Annotated in this window: 20 protein-coding genes; 14 read left to right on the top strand and 6 right to left on the bottom strand. The window is 26.7% G+C overall.

The genetic code is table 11. The features are described from left to right. The first annotated feature begins 311 nt into the window (after positions 1 to 311). From prfA to R4I97_RS08060, 4 genes are read left to right on the top strand one after another with little or no spacing between them, the layout of a single operon-like run. Positions 312 to 1,382 (top strand): peptide chain release factor 1, encoded by a 1,071-nt coding sequence (prfA, locus tag R4I97_RS08045; RefSeq protein ID WP_420535693.1) that lies wholly within the window; start codon positions 312 to 314, stop codon positions 1,380 to 1,382. Positions 1,383 to 1,392: 10 nt separating this feature from the next. Continuing rightward, complete coding sequence (locus tag R4I97_RS08050; RefSeq protein ID WP_335784552.1) at positions 1,393 to 2,097, top strand: hypothetical protein; 705 nt, start codon at positions 1,393 to 1,395, stop codon at positions 2,095 to 2,097. 10 nt (positions 2,098 to 2,107) lie between these two features. Next, entirely contained in the window at positions 2,108 to 3,544 is a 1,437-nt protein-coding gene (locus R4I97_RS08055; protein ID WP_335784553.1) for a spiro-SPASM protein, read from the top strand. 29 nt (positions 3,545 to 3,573) lie between these two features. After that, on the top strand, positions 3,574 to 3,999 hold the full coding sequence (locus R4I97_RS08060) for a hypothetical protein (RefSeq protein WP_335784554.1): 426 nt from the start codon (positions 3,574 to 3,576) through the stop codon (positions 3,997 to 3,999). Here the strand turns inward: R4I97_RS08060 and R4I97_RS08065 are convergent. Together R4I97_RS08065 and R4I97_RS08070 are read right to left on the bottom strand one after the other, a co-directional pair. Further along, a complete protein-coding gene (locus tag R4I97_RS08065) occupies positions 3,996 to 4,982 on the bottom strand; it encodes a sugar phosphate nucleotidyltransferase (RefSeq protein ID WP_335784555.1) in 987 nt (328 codons plus the stop codon). The two genes, R4I97_RS08060 and R4I97_RS08065, sit on opposite strands and share 4 nt — an antisense overlap. A gap of 69 nt (positions 4,983 to 5,051) precedes the next feature. Next, entirely contained in the window at positions 5,052 to 5,606 is a 555-nt protein-coding gene (locus R4I97_RS08070) for a DJ-1 family glyoxalase III (protein ID WP_335784556.1), read from the bottom strand. A gap of 398 nt (positions 5,607 to 6,004) precedes the next feature. Here R4I97_RS08070 and coaBC point away from each other — a divergent pair, with 398 nt between their 5' ends. From coaBC to R4I97_RS08085, 3 genes are read left to right on the top strand one after another with little or no spacing between them, the layout of a single operon-like run. Continuing rightward, the gene (gene coaBC / locus R4I97_RS08075; RefSeq protein ID WP_335784557.1) at positions 6,005 to 7,222 is read left to right on the top strand and encodes a bifunctional phosphopantothenoylcysteine decarboxylase/phosphopantothenate--cysteine ligase CoaBC; all 1,218 of its coding nucleotides are present in this window, start codon (positions 6,005 to 6,007) and stop codon (positions 7,220 to 7,222) included. Between the two features lie 27 nt (positions 7,223 to 7,249). Continuing rightward, complete coding sequence (locus R4I97_RS08080) at positions 7,250 to 7,957, top strand: ABC transporter ATP-binding protein (protein ID WP_335784558.1); 708 nt, start codon at positions 7,250 to 7,252, stop codon at positions 7,955 to 7,957. A gap of 27 nt (positions 7,958 to 7,984) precedes the next feature. Further along, a complete protein-coding gene (locus R4I97_RS08085; RefSeq protein ID WP_335784559.1) occupies positions 7,985 to 10,300 on the top strand; it encodes an ABC transporter permease in 2,316 nt (771 codons plus the stop codon). Between the two features lie 515 nt (positions 10,301 to 10,815). Here R4I97_RS08085 and R4I97_RS08090 read toward each other — a convergent pair. Then, on the bottom strand, positions 10,816 to 12,078 hold the full coding sequence (locus tag R4I97_RS08090; protein WP_335784560.1) for a pitrilysin family protein: 1,263 nt from the start codon (positions 12,076 to 12,078) through the stop codon (positions 10,816 to 10,818). A 120-nt stretch (positions 12,079 to 12,198) separates the two neighbouring features. Here R4I97_RS08090 and R4I97_RS08095 point away from each other — a divergent pair, with 120 nt between their 5' ends. Further along, positions 12,199 to 12,729, top strand: coding sequence for a hypothetical protein (locus R4I97_RS08095; RefSeq protein ID WP_335784561.1), 531 nt, complete (start codon positions 12,199 to 12,201; stop codon positions 12,727 to 12,729). An 87-nt stretch (positions 12,730 to 12,816) separates the two neighbouring features. After that, positions 12,817 to 13,977: a phosphopentomutase gene (locus R4I97_RS08100; RefSeq protein WP_335784562.1), complete on the top strand. Its 1,161-nt coding sequence runs from the start codon at positions 12,817 to 12,819 to the stop codon at positions 13,975 to 13,977. A gap of 420 nt (positions 13,978 to 14,397) precedes the next feature. On the opposite strand, the gene R4I97_RS08105 is transcribed toward R4I97_RS08100, so the two are convergent. The 3 genes from R4I97_RS08105 to R4I97_RS08115 are packed head-to-tail and all read right to left on the bottom strand — an operon-like array spanning position 14,398 to position 16,158. Continuing rightward, complete coding sequence (locus R4I97_RS08105) at positions 14,398 to 14,937, bottom strand: hypothetical protein (protein ID WP_335784563.1); 540 nt, start codon at positions 14,935 to 14,937, stop codon at positions 14,398 to 14,400. 42 nt (positions 14,938 to 14,979) lie between these two features. Next, positions 14,980 to 15,738: an HAD family hydrolase gene (locus tag R4I97_RS08110; RefSeq protein WP_335784564.1), complete on the bottom strand. Its 759-nt coding sequence runs from the start codon at positions 15,736 to 15,738 to the stop codon at positions 14,980 to 14,982. A 3-nt stretch (positions 15,739 to 15,741) separates the two neighbouring features. Continuing rightward, on the bottom strand, positions 15,742 to 16,158 hold the full coding sequence (locus R4I97_RS08115) for a secondary thiamine-phosphate synthase enzyme YjbQ (RefSeq protein WP_335784565.1): 417 nt from the start codon (positions 16,156 to 16,158) through the stop codon (positions 15,742 to 15,744). A gap of 274 nt (positions 16,159 to 16,432) precedes the next feature. Between R4I97_RS08115 and R4I97_RS08120 the strand changes: the two genes are divergently transcribed. From R4I97_RS08120 to R4I97_RS08140, 5 genes are all read left to right on the top strand, one after another. Continuing rightward, a complete protein-coding gene (locus tag R4I97_RS08120) occupies positions 16,433 to 16,705 on the top strand; it encodes an NAD(P)H-dependent oxidoreductase subunit E (RefSeq protein WP_014932459.1) in 273 nt (90 codons plus the stop codon). Continuing rightward, positions 16,702 to 17,841 carry an NADH-ubiquinone oxidoreductase-F iron-sulfur binding region domain-containing protein gene (locus R4I97_RS08125; RefSeq protein ID WP_335784566.1) on the top strand — a complete coding sequence of 380 codons (1,140 nt, stop codon included), beginning with the start codon at positions 16,702 to 16,704 and terminating at the stop codon, positions 17,839 to 17,841. Before R4I97_RS08120 ends, R4I97_RS08125 begins: the two co-directional genes overlap by 4 nt. 18 nt (positions 17,842 to 17,859) lie before the next feature. After that, positions 17,860 to 19,221 (top strand): 2Fe-2S iron-sulfur cluster-binding protein, encoded by a 1,362-nt coding sequence (locus R4I97_RS08130; RefSeq protein ID WP_335784567.1) that lies wholly within the window; start codon positions 17,860 to 17,862, stop codon positions 19,219 to 19,221. Positions 19,222 to 19,285: 64 nt separating this feature from the next. Beyond that, a complete protein-coding gene (locus R4I97_RS08135) occupies positions 19,286 to 20,854 on the top strand; it encodes an FAD-dependent oxidoreductase (RefSeq protein ID WP_335784568.1) in 1,569 nt (522 codons plus the stop codon). A 211-nt stretch (positions 20,855 to 21,065) separates the two neighbouring features. Then, a complete protein-coding gene (locus R4I97_RS08140) occupies positions 21,066 to 21,494 on the top strand; it encodes a PepSY-like domain-containing protein (protein ID WP_219710052.1) in 429 nt (142 codons plus the stop codon). Positions 21,495 to 21,561 lie beyond the last annotated feature (67 nt).

Genomic DNA, 21,561 nt, shown 5'->3' on the forward strand with positions numbered 1-21,561 from the left:
AACAAAAACATTTATTATTTAAATATTTCTTAAGTTTTGAAATATATATAGTATTAAATTTATATTTAATTATAAAGTTGTATAGTTAATTTTCTTCAATGTTTAATTATTTATCTTGCAAAAATTTTATATGCTATAAATTTATAAAGAACATATTATTTTATAGTATTACTTATAAAAATAATTTTTTATTTGAAAAGAAAAGTTTATGTAAATACCAACAAATTTAATTAAAAACATGGTAGTTGATAAATATCTCTATTCATATATAATAAAAAACAATATTTAGGAGAATAATAGTTTTTATGTCAATAATAGATAAACTTTCATCTGTAGAAAACACATATAATGATATAGTAGATAAATTAAATGATGCGAATATAAAAGACAATAGAGTAATACAAGATTTAATGAAAAAAAAGTCAGAAATAGAAGATATAGTAAATGAATATAAAAAATTAAAAGCTGTATTAAAAGAGATAGAAGATGCCAATGAAATGCTTAATCATTCTGATACTGATAAAGAATTAAAAAATATGGCACTGCTTGAAATAGAAGAATTAAATCAAAAAAAAGAAAATATTATTAATGATTTGAGGCTTTTACTTCTTCCAAAAGATAAAAATGACGGCAAAAATATAATAGTAGAAATAAGAGTAGGAACTGGAGGAGATGAATCGGCTTTATTTGTGGGGGACTTGTTTAGAATGTACAGCCGTTTTATAGAGAGAGCAAATTTTAGAATGGAGATAATAGATACAAGTCCTACTGAGCTTGGAGGATATAAAGAAGTAATATTTTCTGTTTCTGGAAAAGATGCTTATAGAACTTTAAAATTTGAAAGCGGTACACACAGAGTTCAGAGAATACCAGCTACAGAATCCGGCGGAAGAATACATACGTCAGCTTCAACTGTAGCAATTATGCCTGAAGCAGAAGAAAGCGATGTAATAATAAAAGATGAAGATATAAGAGTAGATATATTTCGTTCAAGCGGTCCTGGAGGGCAGTCAGTTAATACTACAGACAGTGCCGTAAGAATTACTCATTTACCTACTGGTTTAGTGGTGCAGTGTCAAGATGAAAAAAGCCAGCACAAAAATAAAGCCAAGGCATTAAAAGTATTAAGAGCAAGAATATATGAAAAAGAAGAGGCAGAAAGAAAAGCAAAAGAAGCTAAAGAAAGAAGAGATAAAATAGGTTCTGGAGACAGAAGCGAAAGAATAAGAACCTATAATTTCCCGCAAAATAGAGTTACAGATCATAGAATTAATGTTACATTATACAAATTAGATAGATTCATGGACGGAGAAATAACAGAAATTACAGATGCTTTGTTTAAAAAGGAACAGGAGGAATTATTAGCTTCTTATTCAGACTAATAGAGAGCTTATGAAATATATAGAAAATATATTTGGCGATGAAAAGATATTACATAATATAAAAGATGATGATACTGCTATCAATTATATAAAAAGCTTTAGTGATGTTTTGTATTGCGATTATTCATATAGGCATAATGAAATTTCTTTTGCAGGGCTATTTGCTTACTCTAAAGATAATAAATATTGTTTTGGAGAGTTTGGTTTATTTAAAGAAAATAAATATGAATCAAAAATTATAATAAGTGACTATCCTGAATATGCTACACTAAATAATTATGAACTTACTAATGATAAATTTATAGATGTGCTTAATTTGCATAATATAACTTTAAATAATCTATTTAGCACAGCAAAAAAAGAATTTAATTCTATAGAAGCTTATCCATTAAAAAAAATATCATTAGATGATTATATAAAAATATTTCCGCATAGATATATTAATAATAGATTTAAAATATATGCTAAAAATAAATACAAAAAAATAAACATAAAAAATATTAATGAAGATTTTGTATATAGGTGTCCATATTGTGCCTCTACTAATATTTTAAAAATAATAGATATTAATAATAATACTTTTGAGAAAATGGATGTTTATGATTTTAATGATATGTATGATAATATAGAAAATATTGAACATGATGACTTTTATGTTTGTGCTTTATGCAATTTGGTTATAAGAAGCCCAAAAACTATTTTAGATTATATATGAGGTGTTTTTAATGGAATTCATTATAATTGTTGATGAATCATTTGAAAATGAATATTCAAAAATATTTTTAGAAGATTTCGGCAAAAAAATAGAACTCTTAAAACAAGAGCTTAATTGTGATGTAAAGAATATAAATTATATTGCAAAGGGAGCAGAAGATTATTTGAGCAATATATATAAAGAAACAGAAAATTATGACAATATTATATATATTCCAAATAATATGCCTATGTTTAATATAGATGAAACTGTAAAGCTCACTAAAATACATAAAGAAAACATTTCATATTTTACTTATGGAGAAAATTATCCAGAAGGAATAATACCTTTTATAATAAGAAGAAATGCTTTTGAAAAATTATTTAATTGCATAAAAACAAAAAATATTAATATAACAGAAAATGCTATAAAAGATATTGTATTTATTGACCCTAACTTTTTTGAAATAGAAATATTAGTGTCTGAATATGATATGAGGTATTATAGGGTATCATTATTTGCAAATAGTAAAAGAAATGCTTTAATTATATCAAAACTAATAAAATATGAAAATTATGATAAAATTACTAAGGCTATAAGGGAATATGCTTCATTAAGAAGAACTTTGCCTTCATATATTGAAATAGATATTAATAATAGACAAAACTTAATAAATAAAAATCTATTATCATCTAATGCTTTTACAAATGAAATAAACAAAGAAGAGAAAAATTTAACTATAGAAGAGTTTAAAACAATTTATAATAAATTATCAGATTTCTGTGATGATTTTCATTTATCAATAGGAAGCTATTATGAACCTCTTTTAAATAAAGATGTTTTTGATATATTAGAATATGCTATTTCAAATAAAAATGTAAATGTATATTTAGAGACAAACGCTATTTTATTAGATGAAGAGAAAGCTAAAAAACTTCTGTTTCTTCAAGAGAAAAATAATAATTTACATGTAATAATTCATTTAGACACAATAGAGCAAAATGTATTTAATACAATTTATAAAGAAGATTGTTTGAAGACTATACTTTCTAATATAGATTATTATTTTATAAGGGAGCCAAAAAATACATATCTTCAGATTACAAAACAAAAGGATAATTTTGATTATTTAGCTTCATATTATAAATATTTTGATAAGTATAAAATAGAGATTATAATGCAAAAATATTATACTTATAGAGGACTTGTAGAAAATAAAAAAATCGGAGATATGACTCCTCTAATAAATGTAGGTTGTTGGCATTTGGCTAGAGACTTATTCATAGATGCTTATGGAGATGTTTATATTTGCAGATTTGACATAAATAAAGAAAAATGTATATCTTCAATATATAAAGATACTTTAGAGAATATTTGGAAAGAATTAGAAAGTTATTATAAAGAGAACATTTTAACAGGATTAGACTTTTGTAAAAATTGTGATGAGTGGTATTTGTTTAATTTTTAACAATAATATTTTTTGAGCATTAGTTTATTATGGAAGAATTAATTATAGAATATTTAGAGCTTTTTTTTGCTGCTTATTTGATTAAGTTTTTATTTATGAGATTTATATCTGAGATTCCGTATTTAAAAAAATATTATTATATAAGAGAAATTTTACCCGGTGTAAGAAATTGGGATAATAGATTAAAAATGATTTATTATTCTGAAATTTTCTCTATATCTCAAAGCTTATTTTTAGCATTATTGGCAATGTTATTTCACTATTTTTTATCATTAAATGAATATATAGAAATAATTATAGTTTTTTTAGTATATTTATTTATATCTATTTTTGAGAAGTTTAAATTTGTAATACTCATGTGCGATTACCCAATCTCACTTTTTGTAATGAATACAATTATAAGCATAATAATATTAGCAATACAATTTTTTGTAATGGGCGCTATAATTATTTAATTTTGTTCTATATTTATAGAAGCTCCCATATCCATCGAATTAGTTTTACCTTTATAACGTACATTTTCTGAAATTATGCAATTTTCCATTAAAGCATTTGATATATTTACTTCCTCAAACATTATACAGTTTTTTAGTATTGAGTTTTCTATATTAGAATTCTTTCCTATATGCACATAAGGACCTATAACAGATCTATTAATTCTCACATCTTCTTCTATAAAGACAGGAGGTATTATAGCAGTATCTTTTACCCATTTACTAAGTATGCTATGAGTGATTATAGTTTTATTTGTTTCTATCATAGTATTTTTTTCACCGCAATCATACCAACCGTCAAGTTTGAATGTTTTAAATACACTTCCATTTTGTATCATATATTCTAAGGCATCTGTTAATTGATACTCATTTTTGGTTTTTATATCATTTTTAATTATATAATCTATAGCATCAAATAATTCTTTAGAGTTTACAATATTATACATTCCAGTTAAAGCCAAATTACTTATAGGCTCTTTAGGCTTTTCCACAAGCTTTGTGATGACCCCATTGCTGTCAAGTAATGCAACCCCAAATCTGCTTGGATTATCCACCTCACATACCCCTAATGAATTTTCATTTTTGGCTACTATTTCAGATAAATTAAGCTTAAATATTGTATCTCCGAGTATAATAAAAAGTTTATCATCATCTTTTATATGTTTTCTAGTAAGCGAAACAGCATGAGCTAACCCTTTATACTCTTTTTGCTCTACAAAAGTAAGTTTTATATCTTTATATTTTGAAGTTAAGTAGTCTATCATTTTATCTTTTAAATATCCTACTATAAATATTACCTCTTCAAGATTTTCTAACTCTAATACCTCTTTCATAATAAAATCTATAATTGTAGAACCTGCTATAGGAAGTATAGGTTTGGGTTTTGTTATTGTGTGCGGTCTTAATCTAGTGCCTTCACCTGCAGCTGGTATTATAACTTTCAATTTATATGCCCTCATAAAAAATATAATATATATTATAATATATTCATAAATATAAATAAATCAATATAATTATTTAATTAATGGAACAAGCATAGCATTAGCAACTTCTTCATTATTTCCTATTAAATATTTTACTAACTCTAAAGCAAAAAATACTGTAGTAGCAGGACCTTTAGAAGTAATAACATTATCATTAATTACAACTAAATCTTTTTCAACATACTCTCCGCCATTGACCATGCTTTCACAGCTTGGATAGCAAGTATATTGTCCTTTAATAACTGAAGCAGCCCCTAATACTATAGGTGAAGCACATATTGCAGATACTAATTTTTTAGCTTCATACATTTTCTGAAGTTTAGCTATAATTCTCTTATCATTTTTTAAATTATTCATTCCGCCCATGCCGCCAGCAAGTGCTATAGCATCGAAATCTTCATTTATAATTTTATCTAATGTGGTATCAGCTTTTAATATTATACCATGTGAGCCTTTTACCTCTAAATTATCAGTTAAAGAAGCAGTTGTTACTTCTATATTTGCTCTTCTTAATACATCTGTAATAGTTACAGCTTCTATTTCTTCAAAACCTTCAGCTAATGGCACTAAAACTTTTTTTGACATACATTGCTCTCCTTATAGGTTGTGTTTTTTAATAAATTATATTTTAATATTTATTTTGTTTTTTGCAATATAATAAATATTTTATGGCATATATCTGTATTTAAATATATTAGTTTTTTGTATAATGCTATGTATTAATATATAATTTAAAGTTGTATATAAATGATAATATAGAAGTTTTTATATACGTTTTTTGAAAAAAAATTGTATATTATTTTTAGGTATATATTATAGCTATTGACTAAAATAGATGTTTATTATATTAATTAAAAATGTGGTTTTTTTTAGAACCTAAAGATAGTACTTATTACTTTTAAAAAATTTAATATAGACTGTTTTTTTTATTTATATTAATATATAATTATAAAAAAATAACGTTTATAAGAGAAAAATTATTTATGAAAATTTTATTAGCTATAACAAGTTCTATATCAGCATATAAAATGCCTTTTCTCGTTAGTATTTTGAAAAAACAAGGGCATGAAGTAATATGTGCTGTTACAAAAAATGCAGAATATATGGTAGGTGTAAAAGCATTAGAAACGATGAGCGGCAATCCTGTTATAAGAGATATGTGGGAAGAAGAAGACCCTCTTACACATATAAACATTAGCAGAAAAACTGATGTATTTTTATTAGCCCCAGCAGACGCTAATACTATATCTAAAATAGCAAATGGAATATGTGATAATACTATTACTACTATAGCCTGTGCTTATACAGGAAAAAAGATGTTTGCTCCTGCTATGAATCCTAATATGTGGTTTAATAAAGCAGTTCAGAAAAATGTTCATTATTTAGTTGAAGAACTTGAATACACCATGATAGGCCCAGCTACTGGAAATATGGCTTGTAATGATACAGGTATAGGAAGACTTGCAGATTTGGAAGAGATAGCAGACAAAGTTGTTAATAACTTCAGTCATTTTAGTTTGAAATATGATAATATAAGATTTACTGTAACTTCTGGTGCTACAAAAGAGTGGATAGACCCTATAAGATATATTACAAATAATTCCAGCGGCAAGATGGGTGAGGCTATATATAATGAAATACACCTTGGAGGCGGAGTTACTACATATATAGAGGGCGATGTTAATGAAGAGCTTCGTGTATATCCAAGCGACAAAAAAATAAAAATAGATACTACAGAAGATTTAAAAAATAATGTGTTATCTGAACTTGAAAATACTGACATTTTACTTATGGCTGCTGCTCCTTTAGATTTTAGACCTGCTATTGTACATGATAAAAAATTAAAAAAACAAAATATTAATGCTATAGAATTAAAACAAAATGATGATATATTGGTTAGTACAAGAGATAAAAAATCTAAAAATACGCTTATAGTTTCATTTGCTGCGGAGACAGCGCTTAATGATGAAGAGCTTAAAAATTATGCTGTAGAGAAAATGAATAAGAAAGGTGCTGATATGATAGTAGCTAATAATATAAAAGATGCTATTGGGAAAGATACTAATAAAATAAGTATTTTTTTCAAAGATGGAAGGGTGAGAAATTTCCCTGTATTAAGCAAGAGGGAATGTGCTAAAGAAATTGTAAGTATTGCTGTTGAGGAATGGAAAAATAAAAACTTAAAATCTAATTTAATATAATATAAATAAAAAAATAGGATTAAATTAATGAGCTATCTTTATGAAATAAATGATATTAGTAAGATATATGGTCATGGTGGAGGTGCTACTGAGGCATTAAAATCTGTTAATCTTACTATAGAAGAAGGTAAACTTACTGCTATACTTGGCCCCAGCGGGTCTGGTAAAAGTACTCTTTTAAATATACTCGGAGCATTAGATAAACCTACAGGAGGAAGGGTACTATTTTTGGGAGAAGATATTACTCATTATAGTAATAAAAAATTAGCTAAGTTTAGAAGAGAAAATATTGGATTTGTATTTCAAAGCTATAACCTTCTTCCAAATTTAACTGCTTTAGAGAATGTTGAGTTTTCTACAGAAATAACTGGCCTTACAAGAGATAATGCTGAGAATGCTTTAAAACTTTTGGGACTTGAGCATAGAATGAAGCATTATCCTACAGAGCTATCCGGAGGAGAACAGCAGAGGGTTAGTATTGCTCGTGCTATAGCTAAAAAGCCAAAAGTTGTATTATGCGATGAGCCTACGGGGGCTTTGGATAATAAGACGGGAATCATGGCTCTTAGGATATTAAGAAACTTGAATAAGGATTTTGGCACTAGTATCGTATTAATTACTCATAGTAAAGAGATTGCTAAAATGGCTGATACTGTTGTTAAGGTTTTAAGCGGAGAGGTGATAGAAAAATATGATGTGGAAAATCCGTTAAATCCTGAAGATATAGAATGGTAATAAAATAACTTTATTAATGGAAAAATAATGTTTAATATAAAAACAAAACTTTTATTTAGAAAAATTAGTAAACAGCTTGCGATATTCATATCTGCTATTTTTATAGTAACTTTAGCGGTGCTTTTTTTTGTAGCGGTAAAAACTGTGTATAGAGATTTTAAACTCACTGCTGAAGAGTATTTCGACAAGAATAATTTAGATGATTTAGTATTATTTGGTATGTTTAGCGAAGATGATATAAAGGCTATTGAAGATATTAAGGGTATTGATATAGTAGAAGCTAAACATAGATTTCAAGGCAAAATAGATGATATTGATGCTATTATATATGCTTCAAAAGATAATGAAAACAGAATAAATAAACCTTACATATATGATGGCAAAGATACTTTAGAAACTAATGAGATAGCTATTAATAAAAATTTTGCAGATGCTAATTCATTATCTTTGGGAGATGAGGTTGAGGTTATTTATAATGATAAAACTAATTCTTTTACAATAGCCGCTTTAGTATCATATCCTAATTATGTGTTTTTATTTAAAGATGGGGCTTCTACAGCTTCTGAGGCTAAAGATTTTGCTGTTATAGAAATGAATGATGATAACTTTAATTATGTGCCTTACAATTCTATATATATAAAATATAAAGAGAATGTAAATAGAGATAATATAGAACAGCTTATAAGAATAAAACTAAAACAAAAAATATTCTTTTTCACAGACAGAGGACAATCTGTAAATTATATAAACTATGAACAAACATTGCTTCAAATAGATTCTTTTTCATATATTTCGCCTTCTATACTTTTACTTATGGCTATACTTCTTTTATACATTATACAAAGAAGAAATGTTGCTGTTGAGAGAAAACAAATTGGTATAATGAAAGCTATTGGTCTTACAGATTTTTCTATTATGTTTATGTATATAAAGTATTCTTTTTTGGTATCATTTTTTGGAATATTGTTAGCTTTTATTGCAAGCAGGCTTCTTTTGCCGCCGATATTTAAGTCGCTTGGGGCTATATTTGATATGCCTAATTATAATTATCATATATATTGGGATTTATGGATAATATCAACTTTAATAATATTGTTTGTATGCATATTTTCTAATTTGCTTGCAGCTATTTCTATATTAAAGTTAAATCCTGCCCAGTCAATGCGTGGGGAGCCTCCAAAAAGTTCTGGTAAAACATTAATAGAGAAATTTAGTATATGGAATAAGCTTTCATTTAACAGCAGATATGCTATAAAAAATGCTTCAAGAAGTAAAACAAGATATTTGGCATCGCTTTGGGGAATGTTTGCAGCAATTAGTATGACTATATTTGCTCAGGGGTTTAATAACTCTTTTGATTATTTCTTATACACTCTTTATGAGAAATTTGCTTTATATGATGCCTCTGTTAGTATTACGCCGACAAAATGGGAAGATAACACTGATATACTTACTAATGACAGCATAAAATATTATGATAAGGCTGCTATTTATCAATCAAGGCTTTATCCTGCTTTTAATGATGATAGTGAAAGCATTTATTTGCCGACTTTAATATATAAAGACGGATTTTCTTCTCTCAAAATACCTTATAATGAAAATAGAGAGGATTCTGTAATGATTCCAAAATATTTGGCAGAAAAATTAAAAGTAAAAGAAAATGATTATATAGGTATAGAATTATATACTACTGGAAACAGTATATCAAGAAGAGTTAAAGTTAGTAAGCTTGTAGAACAGCAGGGCATGTTTTATATTTATATGGATAAGGATTTTGCAGAAGATACTTTTGAAATACCAAATGTTTACAATTCCTTATTTTTAACTTCTGATGTTAGTCAAGATGATTTAAAAACTATATTAGATGATGGTAAAGATGTATCATACTACAGCTTTAGAAATGATGAATATCAGGCATATAAAAACCAAATAGCTACAATATATTTACTTGTACAAATACTTATATTTATAGCATTCTTACTTGGTGCTACATCGCTTTATGGTGTTGGTGTTATTACTTTAGCTACAAGAAGATATGAGTTTACGCTTCTTAAGGTTATGGGCTATACCACTAAAGAAATAATGCTTGCTTCATTAAAAGAAACTGTTACTCAAGTGATAATAGCAATACCTGTGGGAATATTGGCTGGATATGGTATACTTTATTTGGTTAAGAAACCGTTTTCAAGCAAGTTATTTTCATTTGTACCACATGTTTATAATTACAGTTATTTATTAGCAATAGGGTTGCTTATTGTTGTAATATTCTTGGTATCTTTGATGAGTATGCATTATGTCAATAAACTTGATATGGTTGAGGGCTTAAAAGACAGAGAAGAGTAAAACGTTTGTTAATATAAAGTTTTTTAATTACTTTTAATTATATACTAAAAATTTTTAACTCTTTTATATTTTAGTTATTTGCAGGGCTTTGCCCCGCACCCCACTTCTTTTATTGGTATAAAAGAAGCAAAAGAACTGCATTTTTATGAAGTATAGACATAAACATATAGTGTCATTATATATATTTTTTTGGATATAAAATTTGAATACTTGCACTTTTTGCAACTTTTTGCTGCGGGAAAAAGTTGATTAAAAAATTATATGACAAAATATAATTGTTTAGGTATATATTAAAAATCTATTTTTAATATATTGACTTCTGGGACTAGCCCCCGAACCCCTACTTCTTTTGCGACTAAAAGGAGTCCTTCAGGGCGACCGAATGGAGTGCCTGCGACTGTAAGAAGTACCTTTAGGTATGGGTGCGAAGGCGGGAAAAAGAACAAGAAAAAATTTAAAATACAATTATTTTAGTATATGTGAATAAAAAACTATAAAAAACATCTGAAATATAATCAATTAAGTTTTAATTTCTTGCTTACTTTATCTGTGATTTTCTTTGTTCCTTTTGGACCTACTGCTGTGAGAAAAAACTTTTTATCTTGAAATATATCTTCTATTGCTTTATTTATATCATTTATACTAATTTTATCTATTGTATTATACAAATCTTTATAAGATAAATATTTAGAAAAATAAAGCTCATTTCTTGCATTTTTATTCATAGCAAAACTTGCACTAAACTTACTAAAAGACATAGAACTTTTATAGCTCTCTTTTGCCTCTTCAAGTTCTTCTTCAGTTATTCTTTCATCTAACAATCTTTCTATTTCATTATATATGCTTGTTACAGTTTTTTCATAGCGGTCTAAACTTGTTGAACCAAATATGTCGAATGTTCCTCCATTTAGAAATGCAGAATTGTTGCTGTATATACTATAGCATAATGCTTTATTTTCTCTTATAGATTGAAATAATCTTGAATATGAACTTCCGCCGAATATATCATTTACAATGTTCATAGTGTATTTTCTTTTATCGCATGCACTATATGATGGTGTTATTAAGGCAAAATATACTTGGTTTAAGTCAGATTTTTCTTTTGACACTGATTTATAAAAAAATGGTAATTCTTCATCTGCTTTTAATATATTTTCTTTTAGTTCTAAAGAAGATAATTTATCTATTGCAGATTTTACATTAAAATTACCTGCTATTGATACTATTAAATTATTTGAATTGAAATGACTTTTAAAATAGTTTAATATTTTATCTCTGCTGATATTTTTTATGTTTTTTATATTACCGCCTATAGGAAACTGCATGGAGGTGCCTTTGTAGGCTTTTGCAAAAAATTGATTAGTCATTATCTCTTCAGGAGAGTCTGATGTCATTTTTAATTCTTCTATAATAACCTTTTTTTCTTTTTTTATATCTTCTTCTCTAAATGCTGAGTTTAACGCTATATTAGATAATGTGTCTATTGCTCTGTCAAAATATTTTGATATTATATTTATATAAAAAGAAGTGAAATGTCTTGAAGTATAGGCATTAAATACTCCGCCTACACCTTCTATATATCTCACTATCTCTTTAGAAGTCATATCATTAGTGCCTTTAAATAGCATATGTTCTATAAAATGTGAATATCCATTTTCTTTTTCAGTTTCATTTGCACTGCCTGTAATGAAGAAAAAACCAACTGAAACTGTTTCTAAAATTGGCATATATTCTAAAACTATTTTTATGCCATTATTTAAGGTTAATCTTTTTACCATTTGTTTATTTCCTAGTTAATTGAAATTAGATTATAATGTATAATATAAGTATTTGCAAATGTTTTAATGATAATTCAAATATTAGTCGATACTATTAGAAAATATTTTAGGAAAATTGGAATGCAAAAATTATTTGGTACTTTTTTATTATTATTTTTTACACTCTCTTGTGCATCAAATATGAAGACAGCTAATAGAAATTATAATAATATATGGATAAAAAAGGTAAAAGGAAAGAGGGTAGTTGCTCCAAATGGATATTTATATACTTTTTTAGATAATGGAGATGTAGAATATAGTTTATTTGGAAAAAAACGAGGTGTTGGTAAGTTTGATTATGCAGAGAGTGAAACTAATGCCTACTATTATGAAGTTACACCTTTAAAAAAAGTTGTACGTAATGTAAGAACTATTTCAGAGATTCCTAATAAAAAGGTAAATATGTATGTAAGTTTTATTCTAAAGGGTGATAATATATTAATGACTTCAGATTATAATAGAGCGTATTATAATAGATTAAATACTTGGAATAAAAATAATTTAAATCTATATGGTTTTCTTCGTGAAGGTAAGGATATAACTGACTATCCTATACCAAATCCTGATGAGGTAGAGTTTAATAAACCTATTAATTTTGGCGTATTAAGATAATTATTTGCATTATATTATTTTATTTTTTATATTAAAAACTGTTTAATATAGTATAAGAATATTTATTAATTAGGAGATTTTTTTAATATGGATAAGAAAAAAGCAGTTTTAATAGTTGTTGATAGCTGCGGTGTTGGTGCTTTGCCAGATGCTAAAGATTTTGGAGATGAGGGAGTAAATACTTTGGCTAATTTGGCTAAGGCGTCAGGAGGAATTAGTTTGCCTAATTTAGAAAAAATTGGTCTTGGAAATATTATAGATATAGAAGGTGTATCAAAAGTAGATAATGCAGAAGGCTATTACGGTAAGGCAATGGAGACTTCTAAGGCAAAAGACACCACTACTGGACACTGGGAGATAGCTGGTTTAGTTTCTACAAAGCCTTTTAATACTTATCCTAATGGTTTTCCTGATATTACTATAAAAGAAATAGAAAAAATGTCCGGAAGGGCTGTTGTATGCAATAAGCCTTATTCTGGAACTGAAGTTATAGATGATTATGCTGATGAACAGTTAAAAAACGGTTCTTTAATAGTATATACTTCTGCAGATTCTGTGCTTCAAATAGCAGCTCATGAGGATATTATACCTGTAGATGAGCTTTATAGAATATGTGAAAAATCTTTAGAGATATGCAATAAATATTCACCTGTTGCAAGAGTGATAGCTCGTCCTTATATTGGAACTAAGGGTAATTATAAGAGAACGGAAAGGCGTCATGATTATTCTGTACCTCCAAGCGGTGAAACTATGCTTGATAGACTTAAAAATAATAATTTGCCTGTTATCGGTATAGGCAAAACTAGTGATATATTTGCTGGTGTTGGAATTACTGAAAACAGATTAACTAATAAAAACAATCTTGACGGCATAGAGAAAACTATTAAGGCTATTAAAGAAGTTGATAATGGTCTTATATTTACTAATTTAGTTGATTTTGATATGCTTTACGGACACAGAAGAGATTATATAGGCTATAAAAACGCTTTAGAGGAATTAGATAAATATATACCAGAGATGATTGATAATTTAAATGATGATGACTTGCTTATAATAACAGCAGACCATGGATGCGACCCTACATACAAAGGAAGCGACCACACGAGAGAGTATATACCGATACTTGCTTTTGGAAAGAAATTAAATAAAAATATTAATATAGGTGTGAAAGAATCATTTGTTTCTATAGCCGCTACAATAGAAAAGTATTTGCTTGGACAAACAAAGCTTGAAGGTGCTTTTATATAATTTAGTTTTGTAATGTGCTTAAAATATTTTTTTAGTTGAAGTATATACTTACATAAAACATAATTAATATGATTTAGTATTATTTTTATATTTGCACTTTTTGGTTCTTTTTGCGGCGGGAAAAAGAACAATAAAATTTTTATGTTTTTATATTTGCAGGGCTTTGCCCCCTGCGAAGCGTGCCCGTAGGGTAGCACCCCACTTCTTTTGTTGCCACAAAGAAGCAAAAAGGCTGCATTTTTATTGAATATAGTCAAAAACGTATGTTATCATTATATTTATTTCTTAAATATAAAATTTTAATATTTGTACTTTCGCGAAGCGTGCCCGAAGGGCGAAAACTTTTTGCGGCGGGAAAAAGTTGAATAAAAACAAAAATTTACATGACAAAATATAGTTATTTAGATATTTAATATAATTTTAATTATTAAACTCATTATTATAATATTCTATAGTGTCAATCATTGCTTTAACTTGTGATGATGATAATATAAACTCTTGATATTCTCTTCCAGATATTCTTAAACCAACTTCTTTGGCATTAGTAAGTATTCTATAAAGCTCTTTTAATTCTGTATCACTAATTTTTATTATAGCATTTTCCAAACAATTTACCTGACTTGGTATATATGCATATTCATTAATTACAGCAGCAGTTGTAGATATATTTCTTGAAACATTTGTTAGGGTAAATGTTATTTTATCATAAGTTTTAGCATCAAATATATATGCAGTGTTGGCGTAAATAAAATTAGGCATAGCTTTAGTTCCTATATATAGCCACCAAGTAATTTCTTTATTATTGTTTATTTGAAAATATAATTTAGCTCCGTATTCATAATATTCATCTGCATAAGTATAGGTTTGTATGCCTGTGAGTTTATCGTCTTTTATTTTAAGCGAATAATTAGCACATGATATGCTCACAAATAATAATGCAATAAATAAAACTTTTCTCATAATATTATTATAATAATTTCTATAACTCTTGCAACTATATATTTATAAATTTACTTCTATAATATCAGATATTAAATTGAAATATTTATTTGTTAATTTTTTTATATGTTCTCTCGCATTAATTTGAACATAGCCGTCATATTTTTTTATCATATCTATATCATTGTTAGAATCTCCAGCTACTAATATTTGTTCTATATTTTTATCTTTTAGAATATTTTCTAAATTTTTTATTCCTGTAGCTTTGCTGATATTTGCTTTTACTATATCTATAGCTGTGATATTACCATAAGCTATTACTGTATTAAATTTGTTATTTATTTCATTTTGTATAATTTCTGTTTTATTTACATCTGGGCTTATTTTGTTTATTTGGGTAATGCTTTTTATATTTTGTACATCTTCTATTTTTATTTTTTTATCTACTTTAAAAGGTAAATTATGCTCTCCCTTTTTAGGTATTATAGATAAAATTTCATTTTCATTTGCAATTTCAACACTTCCTTCATAAGCATTATACAAAAAATTAATAACTTCCATAGCATCATTTTTGTCTATCTCTTCTTTTAAGATTATGTTGCTATTTTTGTCCATAATTAAAGCACCATTATTAGCTATTATATAATCAAACTCTATATTGTTATTATGAGTTTGTTCTAATATTGAAAATTTATTTCTGCCTGTAGCAATTACAAATATATTTCCTTTTTCTCTCCATTTTTTTATAGCATTAATTACTTTATTATCTACAATACGATTAATAGCTAAAGTCATATCATAATCGCTAACAAATAATTTCATTTTTTATTCTCCAATAATCTTGATGAGCACTCTTTTATTTCTCATGCCGTCATATTCACCGTAAAAAACCTGCTCCCAAGTACCAAAATCTAATTTGCCATTAGTAACAGCCACAACAACCTCTCTGCCCATAATCTGTCTTTTTAAATGAGCGTCAGCATTATCTTCGTATCCATTATGCCTATATTGATTATGAGGTTTCTCTGGAGCCAATTTCTCAAGCCAAACTTCAAAATCATTATGAAGCCCACCCTCATCATCATTAATAAATACACTAGCAGTAATATTCATAGCATTGCATAAAATCAATCCCTCTTTTATGCCGCTTTCATCTAAGCACTTTTGTACTTCATTAGTGATATTAATATATCCTCTTCTCTTTGGATAATTTATTTCTAAAACCTTTCTATATGATTTCATTTTGCATAAACTCTTTATTATTTTTTTATTTAAATAAAATTATATCAAAATAAGTCCCATTTGTCAAAAATATTTTTGTTGGTTTTATTGTTGAAATAATTTTTTTATATGATATAATAAATATTCAAATTATAATAAAAATGGGAGTGTATATGCCTTCAGGAAGAAAAAGACTTCGTCAAAAGATGGCTACGCATAAACGCAAAAAACGTTTACGCAAAAATAGGCATAAAAAGAAATAATAACTTTTCATCTCTTTATTTAGAGTTGTTAAATGCAAAAGGACGAGATAAAAACCGTTATAGAAGTATGTGTAGGGCTTCATTGTTCTATGAAGGGGTCGTATGCTCTTTTGGAATCAATTAGAGCCCATTATGATTTGAAAATCGGCATTCCTTCTTATGACGGTATGCTCCTTAAAGAGGTGGAATGTATGCATAATTGTAATAATGCCATTTCTGTTTTAATTAACGGCATAGAATGCAATGATTCTTCTTTTGGCAGCGTTATTAAGTATATAGAAGCTGTACATGTTAAAGTAAGATGAAAAAATTTATTCTATATAATGATTATGCTACAAAAAATATCAAAGATTATAAAGACAATTTCGGTGATTATCTCTACACCACTATAAATGAATATGATGCTTTGCTTAATAACTTAAAAGTTGCTAACATATTCACAAGAGATATATATAAAAAATCTTTATATAGTATTCTATCTGATAAAAATAATAATTATAATCAATCTTTAATTATAAATGCCTATTCTTTTGACTATTTGGTATTTAAAGACAAATTCTTTATAAATAACAATCCTCATCTTATTTTAGATTCTGCTATATTAATTGCCAAAATTTTAAATATAAAAAACATAGATATTTTAATTAGAAGCTATTATGATAAGGAAATATTAATCAATGCAATAGTAGAGGCAGAAGATTTATACAAAATTGAAAGCGAAATAACTATAAATATCTATGATGAAAATAACTATAGAGAAAATATAAGTATTTATTTTCTTGAAAGACAAAAATATGTATTAGATTTAGAAACTGTTATACAATTTGGATATTTTGCTCATATGGGATTAGAAAATTTCTCTAAGTATGGAAATGATGATAATAAAGGCACATGTTTAATTTCTTTTTCTGGAGATATACCAAATGTAGATTTATATGAATTTCAATTTGGTTCTTCATTTAATGAAATAATAAAAAAGAGCGGATATATTTCTTATAACAATGATATAAAATGCATATTTACTAATGGTTTTCTAAACTCACCTACTACTTTAGAGAGTTTAAGCAGTAAGAGTTTATCATATGATGATATAAATATTGGAAATGGGGGGATATGTTTTATAGCAGAGAATAGATGTATGCTTAGAGTTGTTATGAAGATTATTCAGTTTGCTAAGAGTATTTCTTGTACAAACTGTATGCCTTGTAATTATGGTTTTAATTTATGCGAATATTATTTAAACAAAATTATATTAGGAAAATCTAATAGTAATGATTATAAGAATTTAGTGAATACTGTAGAGATGATTATTAAAGGCTCTTCTTGTTTATATATATATAATATAGCAAAATGCATAATAGACACTATAAAAATGTTTGAATATGAGTTTATATATGCTTTAGAAAAAAAGATAACTCTTTATAGTTTTATTAATAAATAAGGTAATTATAAATATATTATGATAGTAAGATTTAATTTTAATGGACGAGAGATATCATCACAAAGCGGATATACAATATTAAAAGCTTTATCATATATTGGCATAGATATAGCGCATTTATGTTATTATAAATTGGATAGAATAAAAGGTTTTGAAGAAGATAGTGAAAATGATTTACTTAGATGCAAACTTTGTTTGGTCAAAGTGAAAAAGAAAAATGAAGATGAATATAGTTTTAAGTATGCTTGTAATGAGGTAATTGAAAATGGAATGGAGGTTATAAGCAATGATGAAGAGGTTATCGAATATAGAAAATCTTTGCTTAGGGCTATACTTTATATGCATAAACCATTTTGTGATAAATGCAGTAGTTATTACAATTGCAGATTAAAAAAATATATAGACTTTTATCAATTAAAAATAGAAAGATTTGACGGAGATAATGATTCAAAATTAAAAGATATAAAAAATATTGTAGATGGTTTAAATTTAGATAAAAATATAAAAATTGATTATGATAAATGCATTAATTGCGGAGTTTGTGATAGATATAAGATAATATCTGGTTATAAAAGTATGATAGTTGATTTATGTCCTACTAAGGTGTTTAGAGTTGATAGGAAAATTGATAATAACGATGAGCAAATTGAATATAAAAAAATAAACAGCTTTTGTATAGGATGCAACGAACTTTGCGAATGCAGTTATTTTTGTGATGATAAAAGGGTAATAGATATACAATCACCAGAATTAAAAAAATATGGTATATGCGATTTCGGAAGAAATATGCTTTATTATTCAGATAAAACTTTTGAATATCCTTTAATAAACGGCATAGAAGATGATTTTAACAGGGCTAAAGATCTATTTCATAAGTTTTTAGAAGAAACAAACAAAAAAGATGTTTTAGCAATTTCTTCCACTCTTTATCCTATTGAAGATTTGGAAGCTTTTAATGATTTTATATATTCACTAGGCATTACAAACTTTATATATAAAAAAAATATAATGAGTACAAACTCAAATGTTGTTAGGGAAAACTATACTAATATTAATAAATATTCGTTGAAGAATTACAAATATACTTTAACTGAAACAGATAAAATTTTTAATAAGTTTATAATATTAGAAGACCCTTTATTTGAAATGGATAATATGATGGATTTTATACAGCAAAACAGAAGAAATTATATAGTATTTACTTCTTATCAATCTATTTTAGCATATAATTCTTATTTAGCTTTTCCTATTGCGGGATTTGGAGAGTTTGATGGTGAGTATATAGATTCACATGGTAAGAATAAATATATTAAAAGTTTTTTAGAAAAAAATAAAAATAGATTAGAGTTCAAGAATTTAATAAAATATTTGTATTTGTAAAAAAATATTATATAATATATATGTGGGTTTATGATTGAGCTTTGTTATATAAAGGAGTTTATTAATGGTAAATTCGAGATATAATATACTCTCTAATCTTAAAGATAAAACTTATGATCTTTTAATTATAGGCGGCGGGGTAATAGGTGCTACCATCGCCATGAAAACAGCAAGAGTAGGTATTTCGACTCTTCTCGTAGAAAAACATGATTTCTCCTTTGGCTCATCTTCCAGAACTTCAAAAATGCTCACAGGCGGCTTTACTGATTTGACTGCCCATAACTTTATATCTACAGTTTTTAAAGTTAGAGAGAGAAATAATCTTATAAACAAATCTTCTGCTTCTGACTTTGGAATATTATATCCTATATATTTTAGCGGCGGTCAGAATGCTAATTCTGGTTTAATAAGAAATGAATTAAAAGCTAATATATATGATTTGATGTCAATTTTTGGAAAAACTAAAAAACATAAATCTCATAGCAGAAACTCTGTATTAGAAACTTTGCCTGATTTGAATAATAATGATGTAATAGGAGCTACAGAGTTCTTTGAAGGCAAAATAGATGACAGCAGATATGTTTTAGAATTATTACTAAAAGCTAAAGAATATGGTGCTGATATACTTAATTATGCCGAAGTAAAAGCTTTTGATTATGATGAAAATAAAATTAATAGAACTATACTTTCAGATAAAATAAAAGGCAGGATTTATGAAATAAGCGCTAAAAAAATATTAGTTGCAGCCGGAGCTTGGGGAGACAGTATAGTATCCATGCTTCCAAAATCTAATTTTACAGATAAAGTAAAATATGTAAAAGCTACTAATTTTATAGTTGATAGCAATATTATTCATATAAATAAATCTGTTGTCTTACCAAAAATAAAAGACAGACCTAATGTTTTCTTAACAAAGTGGAAAGATATGACAATAATAGGTCCTGTTGTAAAAAAGTATACAGGTAATTTAGATTGTATATATTCAACAAGCGATGAGATAGAATATTTACTTGATATTTATAATACTTATTTTGGCTCTATAGTTAATAAAAATCATATAGTTACTTCGCAATCTGGAATGATGACTCTTAATCCTATGGATATGAAAATACATTCGCATCCTATTTATGATTTATTTATGGTTGAGGGTGGAAGCTTTACTATGTCTTCTCATCTTGCCATTAAAACTTTACTTAGAATGTATGGTAAGCCTCATAAATGGTTTAGCGTTAAAAAATTCATGAATAACAGAATAGATAAAGCAGTAGATTGGGTGTTAAATAAAGATACTGTTAAGTTTTTAATGGATTATTTCGGCTCTGTAGATATGGTGTTAAGATTAAACGAATTCTGTAAAGACGATTCTTCTTTGCTTATTTCTGTTGGTCTTGATAATAGAATACCGAGAGGGTTAATAAAATATTTTATTGAAGTAGAATATGCACTTCATTTAGATGATATAATGATAAGAAGATTGAGATTTATACTTACCGAAAATGATTGCGGGACATTATTAGCAGAACATATTGCTCAAGAGATGGCTTATATTTTAGGTTGGGATAGCAAAAAGGTAGAATACGAAATAAAAAGATATAGAACAGAGATAAAAAGAAATAGGGTTTCTTTGTATTAAAACTATCTTTTGTAAAGAATATTTACTTTTATGGCTAATTTTTAGTTATTATACATAGTCGTATGTATAAAATGTATTATAAATACATATAATTTAGCATATTTTAGTAAAAAAATAGTAAATTTATTGTAAAAAATATTGATAATTATCCTTAAATTTGTTATATTATAATTGTAAAGATAATTTACAATCACTTTTTAAGGAGTTATTTATGACTAAATTTTTAACTTTATTAATTTCATTGACTATTTTTGCTAGCTCTAGTTTATTTGCTGATTGGGTAGTACCTGCTTCTTCATTACCACAAAAATCAAGAGCATTCATACAGAGAGTTTATCCTAATGCTCAGATATGGAAAGTTGAGAGAGATGGAGGAAAATTTGAAGTAAAACTTTCTAACGGTGCTTCTATTGATTTCTTAGCTAATGGAAACTGGCAAAGTATAGACGGCGAGTATAACGGAGTTCCTTTTTCTGCTTTACCTGCTGCTGTAAGCGGTGCTGTAAAAAAAGCATATCCTCAAGCTATGGTAATAGACGTTGAGAAAGAATGGGGCAATTACAAAGTAAAATTAAACAATATGATGGAATTATTTATATCTTCAAATGGACAGCTTATGGGACAGAAGTTTGATGATTAAGAATATTGAATTTACTAAAAAGCCTCAAATTGTACTAGGATTTGAGGCTTTTATTATTTCAAAAAAT

Origin of the sequence: Brachyspira pilosicoli (assembly GCF_036997485.1) — a bacterium.
In the GTDB taxonomy this organism is placed as follows: Bacteria; Spirochaetota; Brachyspiria; order Brachyspirales; family Brachyspiraceae; genus Brachyspira; species Brachyspira pilosicoli_C.

Coding starts and splice junctions, on each gene's coding strand:
- R4I97_RS08050 (WP_335784552.1), top strand. CDS start 1,393: ATGAAATATATAGAAAATATATTTGGCGATGAAAAGATATTACATAAT.
- R4I97_RS08055 (WP_335784553.1), top strand. CDS start 2,108: ATGGAATTCATTATAATTGTTGATGAATCATTTGAAAATGAATATTCA.
- R4I97_RS08060 (WP_335784554.1), top strand. CDS start 3,574: ATGGAAGAATTAATTATAGAATATTTAGAGCTTTTTTTTGCTGCTTAT.
- R4I97_RS08070 (WP_335784556.1), bottom strand. CDS start 5,606: ATGTCAAAAAAAGTTTTAGTGCCATTAGCTGAAGGTTTTGAAGAAATA.
- coaBC (WP_335784557.1), top strand. CDS start 6,005: ATGAAAATTTTATTAGCTATAACAAGTTCTATATCAGCATATAAAATG.
- R4I97_RS08080 (WP_335784558.1), top strand. CDS start 7,250: ATGAGCTATCTTTATGAAATAAATGATATTAGTAAGATATATGGTCAT.
- R4I97_RS08085 (WP_335784559.1), top strand. CDS start 7,985: ATGTTTAATATAAAAACAAAACTTTTATTTAGAAAAATTAGTAAACAG.
- R4I97_RS08090 (WP_335784560.1), bottom strand. CDS start 12,078: ATGGTAAAAAGATTAACCTTAAATAATGGCATAAAAATAGTTTTAGAA.
- R4I97_RS08095 (WP_335784561.1), top strand. CDS start 12,199: ATGCAAAAATTATTTGGTACTTTTTTATTATTATTTTTTACACTCTCT.
- R4I97_RS08100 (WP_335784562.1), top strand. CDS start 12,817: ATGGATAAGAAAAAAGCAGTTTTAATAGTTGTTGATAGCTGCGGTGTT.
- R4I97_RS08105 (WP_335784563.1), bottom strand. CDS start 14,937: ATGAGAAAAGTTTTATTTATTGCATTATTATTTGTGAGCATATCATGT.
- R4I97_RS08110 (WP_335784564.1), bottom strand. CDS start 15,738: ATGAAATTATTTGTTAGCGATTATGATATGACTTTAGCTATTAATCGT.
- R4I97_RS08115 (WP_335784565.1), bottom strand. CDS start 16,158: ATGAAATCATATAGAAAGGTTTTAGAAATAAATTATCCAAAGAGAAGA.
- R4I97_RS08120 (WP_014932459.1), top strand. CDS start 16,433: ATGCAAAAGGACGAGATAAAAACCGTTATAGAAGTATGTGTAGGGCTT.
- R4I97_RS08125 (WP_335784566.1), top strand. CDS start 16,702: ATGAAAAAATTTATTCTATATAATGATTATGCTACAAAAAATATCAAA.
- R4I97_RS08130 (WP_335784567.1), top strand. CDS start 17,860: ATGATAGTAAGATTTAATTTTAATGGACGAGAGATATCATCACAAAGC.
- R4I97_RS08135 (WP_335784568.1), top strand. CDS start 19,286: ATGGTAAATTCGAGATATAATATACTCTCTAATCTTAAAGATAAAACT.
- R4I97_RS08140 (WP_219710052.1), top strand. CDS start 21,066: ATGACTAAATTTTTAACTTTATTAATTTCATTGACTATTTTTGCTAGC.